8 protein-coding genes and 1 pseudogene are annotated in these 8,733 nt (G+C 63.4%); 3 read left to right on the top strand and 6 right to left on the bottom strand.

Annotation, left to right across the window (positions count from 1 at the left end):
• Nucleotides 1–1,511 (bottom strand): sigma-54 interaction domain-containing protein (locus QOC89_RS22600; protein ID WP_323047049.1); only part of this gene is annotated, 1,511 nt, incomplete at its 3' end.
• A 679-nt stretch (nucleotides 1,512–2,190) separates the two neighbouring features.
• On the opposite strand from QOC89_RS22600, the gene QOC89_RS22595 reads away from it, so the two are divergent.
• Both QOC89_RS22595 and QOC89_RS22590 read left to right on the top strand, forming a co-directional pair.
• A complete protein-coding gene (locus QOC89_RS22595; RefSeq protein ID WP_323047051.1) occupies nucleotides 2,191–2,859 on the top strand; it encodes a hypothetical protein in 669 nt (222 codons plus the stop codon).
• 265 nt (nucleotides 2,860–3,124) lie between these two features.
• Entirely contained in the window at nucleotides 3,125–3,370 is a 246-nt protein-coding gene (locus QOC89_RS22590) for a hypothetical protein (protein ID WP_323047048.1), read from the top strand.
• Between the two features lie 220 nt (nucleotides 3,371–3,590).
• Here QOC89_RS22590 and QOC89_RS22585 read toward each other — a convergent pair whose 3' ends face one another.
• Both QOC89_RS22585 and QOC89_RS22580 read right to left on the bottom strand, forming a co-directional pair.
• A complete protein-coding gene (locus tag QOC89_RS22585; RefSeq protein WP_323047047.1) occupies nucleotides 3,591–4,088 on the bottom strand; it encodes a ferritin-like domain-containing protein in 498 nt (165 codons plus the stop codon).
• A 61-nt stretch (nucleotides 4,089–4,149) separates the two neighbouring features.
• Nucleotides 4,150–5,025 (bottom strand): manganese catalase family protein, encoded by an 876-nt coding sequence (locus tag QOC89_RS22580; RefSeq protein WP_323047050.1) that lies wholly within the window; start codon nucleotides 5,023–5,025, stop codon nucleotides 4,150–4,152.
• A gap of 398 nt (nucleotides 5,026–5,423) precedes the next feature.
• Here QOC89_RS22580 and QOC89_RS22575 point away from each other — a divergent pair.
• Nucleotides 5,424–6,251: pseudogene (locus QOC89_RS22575) on the top strand (zinc-binding dehydrogenase); the annotation flags it as partial.
• An 89-nt stretch (nucleotides 6,252–6,340) separates the two neighbouring features.
• On the opposite strand, the gene QOC89_RS22570 reads toward QOC89_RS22575, so the two are convergent.
• The 3 genes from QOC89_RS22570 to QOC89_RS22560 all read right to left on the bottom strand — a co-directional run.
• Nucleotides 6,341–7,678 carry a c-type cytochrome gene (locus QOC89_RS22570; RefSeq protein WP_416340442.1) on the bottom strand — a complete coding sequence of 446 codons (1,338 nt, stop codon included), beginning with the start codon at nucleotides 7,676–7,678 and terminating at the stop codon, nucleotides 6,341–6,343.
• 122 nt (nucleotides 7,679–7,800) lie between these two features.
• Nucleotides 7,801–8,220: a c-type cytochrome gene (locus tag QOC89_RS22565; RefSeq protein WP_323047045.1), complete on the bottom strand. Its 420-nt coding sequence runs from the start codon at nucleotides 8,218–8,220 to the stop codon at nucleotides 7,801–7,803.
• Nucleotides 8,217–8,733 (bottom strand): cytochrome c oxidase assembly protein (locus QOC89_RS22560; RefSeq protein WP_323047044.1); only part of this gene is annotated, 517 nt, incomplete at its 5' end. The genes QOC89_RS22565 and QOC89_RS22560, both read right to left, overlap by 4 nt.

Raw genomic sequence — 8,733 nt, 5'->3', positions numbered from 1 at the left:
CGCCGGTAGGGTCGCATCGGCAGCGCTGCAGTGTGGGTCATGGGGTCATGTAATGAAGCGTCCAGCGCCCCGCCCCGCCGGCGGTCGGCGGCCGTCGACTGTGCCAATGCGGGCGCAACAGCGGGCTCAGCCGCCGCGTCTGAAGGCAGCAGCCGGTCAATATCGACTGCATCGAGCAGCGGCTTCTCCGCGAGCAGCACGATCCGCTCGATGAAATTGGTCAGCTCGCGAATATTGCCGGGCCACGCATACGCTTCGAGCCGATCCAGCGCGGCCGTCGTGAGATTGACATTGCGCTGGTTGAGTTGATTCGCATGGCTGATGAAATGCAGCGCGAGGACGCGAATGTCCTGGCGGCGTTCAGCGAGCGACGGCAAGTGGATCGGAATCACGTTGAGCCGGTAGTACAGGTCCTGGCGAAAGGTGCCGCGCGCCACATCGCGTTGCAAATCGCGATTGGTGGCCGCGACGAGCCGCACGTCGACGCGGATCTCCGCCTTGCCGCCGAGGCGCGTGATGGTCCCTTCCTGAAGCGTGCGCAGCAGCTTGGTCTGCATCGTCACCGGCAATTCGCCGATCTCGTCGAGAAACAGCGTCCCTTTGCTGGCCTGCTCGAACCAGCCCGCGCGCATGCTGTTCGCGCCCGTGAACGCGCCGCGTTCGTACCCGAACAGCTCGGACTCGAACAACGTATCCGGTATCGCCGCGCAGTTGATCTTGATGAAGGCACGGTCGCGCCGCGGACTCGCCAGATGCAAGGCCCGTGCAAACAGCTCCTTGCCGGTGCCTGAGTCACCGAGCAACAGCACGCTCGCAGCGGAATCCGATACGCGCTCCAGTTCGGAGATCGCGCGCAGCAAAGGCGGCGAGGTGCCGACGATTCCGTAGCGGGCGGCCGCCGATTCGAGAGCCCGCGCGAGCACTGCGTTCTGCTCTTCGAGCGCGCGGGTTTTTTCCTCGAGGCCGGCTTCCAGCTGCAGCAACTGTCCGGCCAGTGTCGCGAGAATACGCAGCACCGTGATGTCGTCGGCCAGCATGCGCGAGCGGTGGCGAATGCGGTGACAGGCAAGAACGCCGACCGTCAGCCGTTCGACGACGATCGGCAGCGCGATGAACGAGACCGGGCCGTCCGGTAACCGTGAGCGCTCAACCGCACGCGCCAGAAAATCCGGTTCGCGGTCGATGTCCTGGATGATCGTCAGTTGGCCGTGCTGCAGCGCGCGCCCGGTGATGCCTTCACCGTACGCATACACACCCCGGCCGATTTCCTCTGGGGTCAGTCCGTACGCGTACCGGATACGCCCGCTTCGACGCGTTTCGTCCGCGAGCACGATGCGGCCCCGGTTCAGGCCGAGCAGCTCGGACATCAGATGTAGCATCTCGCGCAGCGCGGGCGCGGGGGACAGGCTTTTGCCGACAAGCGCCATCACCTGCTGCAATAGCAGCATTTCGTGTTCGCGCCAGTAGCCGGGGGATTCGCTGTCGGCTGATGCGTCAGATCGTGTTTGCATGGGCGCGGGCCGCCGCGATGGTGAGCAAGGCCTATTATTTCAGAACACAATAAAGCTCGCAGGCGCGCCACCCGATCCAGTATCAACGCTCGACGCCGCGCATCCCATGCACGTTGCGCCACCCTTCGAAGAGACTGTCGTTACCAACCGACGTTGCCCCTGATTGGCGAATCTCCACTCGATCGTGAATGGCGCCGCAAAACCCGCATCGATATTGGCTTCTGCAGGCATCTACCGGCCTGGCCTTCGCGCATCTGTGGCGAGAACGCTCATTGGAACGACGCGCGGCGCGCTGACGTGCCTGTACGGCGGGATTCGGAACGAGTGGCTTGGCGCTCTGCCATAACGTCCGGGGCTCCCTTTCCTGCCCGCCGTCCGCTCACGCGGTCCGCTTCACACCCGGAAATGATGCGGTTCATGTGTAACGGGTGTCGACCACGCAGTATGAGGACGATTTGCCGCGCTAACTCGTCCGCTCAAGCCGCCCCGGCAAGCGGTCTTCGTTCTCTTTGCTGTCGGACAGGATGGGGTGCCCAATGCATCCGGTTTGGCATCCCACTGGATTGATGGAAAAGATAGGCAGGCCTCGGCTACCGCGTGCCGTGGAACGCCGCTTGCGGCATTTGAGTGCCGGGCTTCTCCGGCACACCCTCATGAAGCCAATCGACCGGAGATTGCAATGCGACTGCTGACAACTCAAGAAGGACTGCCCCGTATTTCGTGGGGCGCGGTGTTCACCGGCGTGATTCTCTCGCTGGTCGTTTATCTCGTGATGAGTGTATTGGGAGCTGCAATTGGCGCATCCTTGCTTAGCCCATTGTCTCAACCCAATCCCGCCCGCGCATTCGGCTTCGGCTCAGGGGTATGGATGATTGTCACGACCGTTGTCTCGGTGTTCGTGGGGGGATACTTCGCAGGTCGTTGCGCGCCGGTCCTTGGCTGGTTGCACGGGCTGCTCGCATGGGCCGTCATGATTCTTTTCGTTATGTTCGAGTTGACTTCGCTGATCGGCGGCGCCGTTGGCGTGGCGGGCAACGTTGCGTCTGCCGGGGCAACCGCTGGGGCGGCCACGAGTCAGACGAGCGCGGGAAACAGTGCTATCAATGCGCTTTCCCAGCAGGCGCAAAACGCCGTCGCGTCCATCACCGCCGCGGCTTCGAGCCCGCAAGCGCAAGCCGATGCCCGCCAGGCGGCAGACACCGCCGCTCGCGCCATCGCACGCGCCAGCTGGTTTTCGGTGGCAGCGCTCGTGGTGGGCGCGATCATCGCACTGGGCGCCGGAGGCCTTGGTTTCCGGCACCAACCCACGGTGGAAAGCGGCCACACGGCAAAGTCGCGCTACGCGTGAGGCGCACACCATACCTGGGAGAACGGTGCGCTCCACGACGCGAATGCTGCGCACAGCGCCACTGGAACGGAACGAAGGCCAGGAAAGGCGCGATACCGGATCCCCGAACCGACCGGCCAACTCTAAGGCGTGCGCCCCGAGACCGCCGGCCTGCATCGGGCCGTTCATTCAGCGAGGGGCGAACATAACCGCGACAATTTGCAAGATTGACAGCACGCAGTCAGTCATTTCAAGGCGTCGCATAGCGGATAAACGGAGAAGCGATATGCATCCCGATCAGACCCATCTCCGGATTGACCCCACCCCTCGCAGGGCAGACGGCGAATACATCGCGCACGTGAGAATCAGTACCCATAGTGAGGACGGCTGCGAAACAGAGATTTTCGCAAGCGGCGATCTCGCCGGCTTCGACTTACGCGCGGATGCGGTTGCTTTCGCGAAGAAATGGGCGCGTGACTGGCTCGATCTTCGTTTGCCAGCGACAGCGAGAGCGACAGCGACTGGGCATTGACCCCTACAATGCGAGCGACTGCCTCGCTTTCAACGTCAGAAAGACACGCCTGGTGCCGCGCTCGCCCTCCGGCTTGAACGCTTTCGCATTGAATCTACCTCTATCTGATGCCTGGATCCGTCACCTGGATGGCAATAATTCGACGGGCGGGCATGACCGGATTCGGCGCGGACAGGACAGACCGGGACAGATCATCCCTCCCGGCCGTGTCCTGGCAGACTTACGCGACATTCGCCTTCACGTTACCGGCTTTTTCGGCAAATTCAGTGAGCTTCAAATCGGTCGCCTTCTCTTCTTCCAGCGTGGCCTGAAGTAGCTTCACGCCCTCGGAAAAGCCCAATTGCTTACCGATTGCACAAAGGCTTCCATAGGCCGCAATCTCATAGTGCTCGACCTTCTGCGCCGCCGCGACGAGGCCCGCATCGAGCACCGGTCCCTTCTCGATTTCGTCGATCAGTTCCTGGCCCTCCTCGATAAGTCCTTCCATCGCCACGCACTTCATTCTCTTCAGGCGAATTCCGGATACTTCGACTACCTGATCGATACGTTCGACCTGTCCCTGAGTTTCCTCGAGGTGCGTCTTGAACGCCTGGCTCAGTTGCGGGTCGGACGCAGCGCGCGAGAGCTTGGCGAGCGCCTTCGTCAATTGCTTTTCGGCGCTGTAAATATCCGACAGCATGTGGACGAATAGATCATCGACTGTTTTGCGTTGTGCCATGATTTCAATTGCTCCTTAAACAACGGGGAAGTGGACCAGCCACCGGTTTGATCCACTGCGTTCAGGAATTCTGCTGCCCCGCGCCGAGGTCCGCGCCCGTCGTCGGATCGGCGCTCGTGTCGGAGGCAGTGCGGGAGGCCATCGCACTGAGGACAGTGAGGGCGTCTTTGGATACGTTGACGGTCGCCAGACCGTCACCGCCGTCAACGGCGGGTTGCGGGTCCTCGACGAATTCCCATCCCGGCCCCTGGTTCCACGGACCGCGCGGCGAGTCATCGCCGCTGGACATGTTGTAGTAGACGTTCGTGAATTCGGGAACCCCCGGCAACTTGCCCTGCGGAAAATTGGGCTGAATCGAATGCAGCGCTTTTTCAAACGATTTCTGATGCGCAATCTCGCGGGTCATCAGAAAGCCCAGCGCTTCCTTGATGCCCGGATCGTCGCTCACATTAATCAGACGTTCGTAGACAATCTTCGCCCGCGCTTCCGCCGCGATATTCGAGCGTAGATCCGCAGTCGGCTCGCCGATCGTGTCGATGTAAGCGGCAGTCCAGGGCACCCCCGCCGAGTTAGTCAACGCCGGGCCGCCACCGTAAAGCAACGCCGTGGTGTGCGAATCGTTGCCACCTCCTGTAAGCGAGCGGTAGAGTTCCGCTTCCTTCTCGACGCCTTCGGCAAGCTGCCCCTTAGCGCCCTTATTCAGCATCGCGACAATCGAGCCGATGATTTCGAGGTGACTCAGTTCTTCCGTCGCGATGTCGAACAGCATGTCGCGCCTGCCTGGATCATCCTCGCTTACCGCCTGAGTGAAATAACGACATGCTGCCGCCAGTTCGCCCTGCGGACCGCCAAACTGCTCGAGGAGCAGATTGGCAAGACCGGGGTTGGGTGCCGCGACACGGACCGTATATTGAAGCCGTTTGTTGTGGATAAACATCGAATTTCTCCTTTGAACGATTGAGGGTCCCTCAGCGCTCTTCCTGCCGTACGGCACCAATACCCTAAGCCGGAACGCTCGCTGTAAGCCGCTTTTCCGGCGACGACAAACGGACGCGCGCAAGGCTGTGCAAAATGTCGGCGGCCCGCATCTAACAGCTAACGGCTCGGGCGGCTCGGGCGTCGCGCGCTGGCAGGAACGCGAGGAAACAAGACTGCCTCTGCGGCGCCGCATGCGCCGTGCCAGCGCGCTGCCGCAGCGCATTCTCGCGCGCGCTTACGCGCCACCACGGTCGAGCGCCGATGCGCGATCGGGTTCCGGTCAGGGGCGCGGACCGGTATGACGGCGCGAGCTTGCGCGCGCCGTCATACGATGGAAAGGGAGCGAGAAAATAGGGCAACAAGGTATTCGGCCATACCACAGCGGGTCTGTTCGGCTACTCGCATCTGACCGGTGGCTATCCTGGCGGACAGGCCGAATACGTGCGCGTGCCCATGGCTGACACCACCCACGTCAAGATTCCCGACGGCCTCCCGGACGAGCAGGTTCTCTTTCTCGGCGACATCTTTCCCACCGGCTGGCAGGCCGCGGCGAACTGCGACATTCAGCCCGAAGACACCGTCGCTATCTGGGGCGCGGGGCCGGTTGGGCAAATGGCGATCCGCAGCGCCGTGTTGTTGGGCGCCCGCCAGGTGGTCGTAATCGACCGCGTGCCTGAGCGGCTTGCCATGGCGCGGGCGGGCGGTGCGATCACGATCAACTTCGATGATGAGAGCGTGCTCGATCGGCTGAAAGAACTGACGAACGGCAAGGGACCCGAAAAATGTATCGACGCAGTGGGAATGGAGTCGCATGCCACCCGCTCGTTCGACGCCATGTATGACCGCGTCAAACAGGCCGTGATGCTCGAGACGGATCGCCCGCACGTATTGCGCGAAATGATCTACGTTTGCCGGCCAGCCGGAATATTGTCGGTGCCCGGCGTCTATGGCGGTCTGATCGACAAGATTCCGTTCGGCGCCTCGATGAACAAAGGCCTCACCTGGAAGATGGGCCAGACGCACGTCAATCGCTGGACCGACGATCTCTTGCGCCGCATTCAGGAAGGACAGATCGATCCATCGTTCGTGATCACGCACACGGTTTCGCTGGAGGACGGACCCGGCATGTACAAAACGTTTCGCGACAAGGAAGACGGTTGCATCAAGGTGGTTCTGAAGCCATGAGCGCGACGGGCTGATTGCCCCCGCACGCAGCGCAAGCCATTCGACTGGCCGCCAGGATCGCCAACGGCCAGCCGACGGGCCGCCCACCGTTACTTGTGCAGTTCGCTACGCAAGGTCCCGACGTCGTTCCCGGTCACTTGCCGCGCATCGTTGCCCCATGCGCTGCGGATATAGGTTAGCACCTGTGCCATCTCGGCATCCGACAAAAGCCCCGCGAACGCGGGCATGCTCGTGCGGGGCGGCCCGCCCGGCGTGGCCGGCGTATTGCCGCCTTCGACGAGCAGGCGAATCAGCGACGTGGTGTCGTCCGAGATGACTGTGGGGTTACCCGCGAGCCGCGGGTAAAGCGGCGGGACGCCCATGCCCTGCACGCCATGGCATCGCGCGCAAAATGAGCCGTAGACCGCCGCGCCGGACGACTGCCGTTCGCGCACACGGTTGCCGTCGACGGCGGACCGTGCGACCGGATGCCCGGGATTGTAGTTGCCGGACGGCTGTTGCGCGGGCAAGGTTTTCAGATAGCTGGCGATCGCGCGCAGATCCTGGTCGCTGAGATATTGCGTGCTGTCTTCGACCTGTTGGACCATGCTGCCGTATGCGGCAAGCCCGCCGCCGTGACCGGTTTTCAGGAACGACGCCAGATCGTCGGCGCTCACGCGGCCAAGACCCGAGGCGGGGTCGCCGGTGAGATTTGCGGCGAACCAGTGATCGTTCACGCCGCCCGCGAGGTATTGCGGCGACGACTCGTCGTAGCCGCGCTCCTGGAAAGCGGCACCGCGCGGCGTATGGCAGGCGCCGCAATGTCCCAACGACTGCACGAGATACGCGCCGCGATTCCACTGCTCGTCGCGCCCGGCATGCGATTGGTATGGACCGCCCTTCGGCATGAAGAGCCACTTCCAGAACTTCAAGGTCCAGCGCTGACTGAAAGGGAACGCCACCTGCGCCGGCTGGTTCGGCCGTGCCACCGGCTTCACCGCGTGCATGAAATACGCGTAAAGCGCGTGGACGTCATCGTCGGTCAATCTGGAGAAAGACGGATAAGGCATGGCGGGATAAAGATGCTTCGCACCTGGCGCGACGCCTTCGCGCAAAGCGCGCGCGAAGTCCTCGTAGGTGTATCGGCCGATGCCATCGCGCGGGTCCGGCGTGATGTTGCTGCTAATGATGGTGCCGAATGGCGACGCCATGCCCAGGCCGCCCGCGTACGGCGCGCCACCGTTCACCGCCGTATGGCAGCCCGCGCAGTCGCCAGCTTTGGCGAGATAGGCGCCGCGCGCGATCAGCGCCTGATCGGTCGGCGCCTGCACGCTCGGCGAGCGTGGTGGTTGCGCCGTTTGCGCCGTTTGCGCCGTTTGCGCCGTTTGCGCCGTTTGCGCCGTTTGCGCCGTTTGCGCTTTGGCACTCACCACGCTTGCGCCGATCATCAGCGCGCCCACGACGATGCGCCCCGCCATCCACTGCCACGCAAGCGCCCCCGCGCCCTGGCATGCGCTCGTCAATGCGTCGGGACGCCCGTAAGCGAATGGCACGATGCGGCGTGATCGATTCATGGCTGATGCAACAGGTAAGCAACGATATCGCGGGCATCGGCCTGGGTGACGCCGAGTTCGGGCATCGCCGATTGCGGATCGAAGCGCTGCGGATGCTCGATCCACCGCATCAGGTTCTCCGCTGTATTCGGCAGATGCCCAGCGATGTAACTCCGCTCGCCGATCCCGGCCAATGGCGGCCCGACGAGGCCGCGTGCGTTCGGCACGCCGTCGATCGTGTGGCACGCGCCGCAACCGTACCGCACGATCGTCTCCCGGCCCTGCCGCGGATTGCCGCCGGTGGCCTCGTCATGGGTGGGCAGCGCCTGCGAACAGCCCGCGCATGACAATGCGCCGACGAGCGCGCTGAAAAGCGCGCCGAAAAGCACGCGCAATGGCGCGCCCGTGAGCAGCGGATAGCCGGGCAGCGTGTTCATATGCCACCGTCCGGGGGGGCGTTCAAGGGTCGTCCGATAAACACCGGTGCCCGTCGTTGCAGCAGCCAGCGGGCGCTAACCGCCAGCCCCGCGACCAGATACGCCAGGCCGCCCGGCACCCACATCACGAGGCCGCCCAACTGCTGGTCCTGCAACGGATCGAAACCGAGCGCGCTGCAAGGCTCCACGTAGGACGGATACCAGAGCTCCGGCGACAGCGTGATCAGCGCGCCCAGCGCGCCGGTGTGAACCATCGTCGTGAACAGCGCGAGCATGGCATGGCCGCTGCGCCGGCGCCCTGAAGGTTCGCCGAAAATGGTCCACCAGAACAGCAGCGCGCTGAACAGGAAGCTCGCATGTTGCAGCGTGTGAATGCGAGGATTCGCGAGCGCCGCTTCGAACAGCGTCGGCACGTGCCAGGCCCACAACGCGGCGGCGTGCAGCAGCCACGCGATAGCGGGCGCGGTGATCGCACGCCACACAGCGCGGACCCCGCGCGTGCGGACCGCGCGG

The organism is Paraburkholderia sp., from assembly GCF_034668105.1.
Taxonomy (GTDB): Bacteria; Pseudomonadota; Gammaproteobacteria; order Burkholderiales; family Burkholderiaceae; genus Paraburkholderia.
Note: the sequence above shows the minus strand (reverse complement) of the source record. Positions and strands in the feature narration are given on the sequence as shown.

What these genes read in the sequence shown, in the direction of transcription:
- QOC89_RS22595 (WP_323047051.1), top strand. Translation starts at nt 2,191, where the DNA reads ATGCGACTGCTGACAACTCAAGAAGGACTGCCCCGTATTTCGTGGGGC.
- QOC89_RS22590 (WP_323047048.1), top strand. Translation starts at nt 3,125, where the DNA reads ATGCATCCCGATCAGACCCATCTCCGGATTGACCCCACCCCTCGCAGG.
- QOC89_RS22585 (WP_323047047.1), bottom strand. Translation starts at nt 4,088, where the DNA reads ATGGCACAACGCAAAACAGTCGATGATCTATTCGTCCACATGCTGTCG.
- QOC89_RS22580 (WP_323047050.1), bottom strand. Translation starts at nt 5,025, where the DNA reads ATGTTTATCCACAACAAACGGCTTCAATATACGGTCCGTGTCGCGGCA.
- QOC89_RS22570 (WP_416340442.1), bottom strand. Translation starts at nt 7,678, where the DNA reads ATGATCGGCGCAAGCGTGGTGAGTGCCAAAGCGCAAACGGCGCAAACG.
- QOC89_RS22565 (WP_323047045.1), bottom strand. Translation starts at nt 8,220, where the DNA reads ATGAACACGCTGCCCGGCTATCCGCTGCTCACGGGCGCGCCATTGCGC.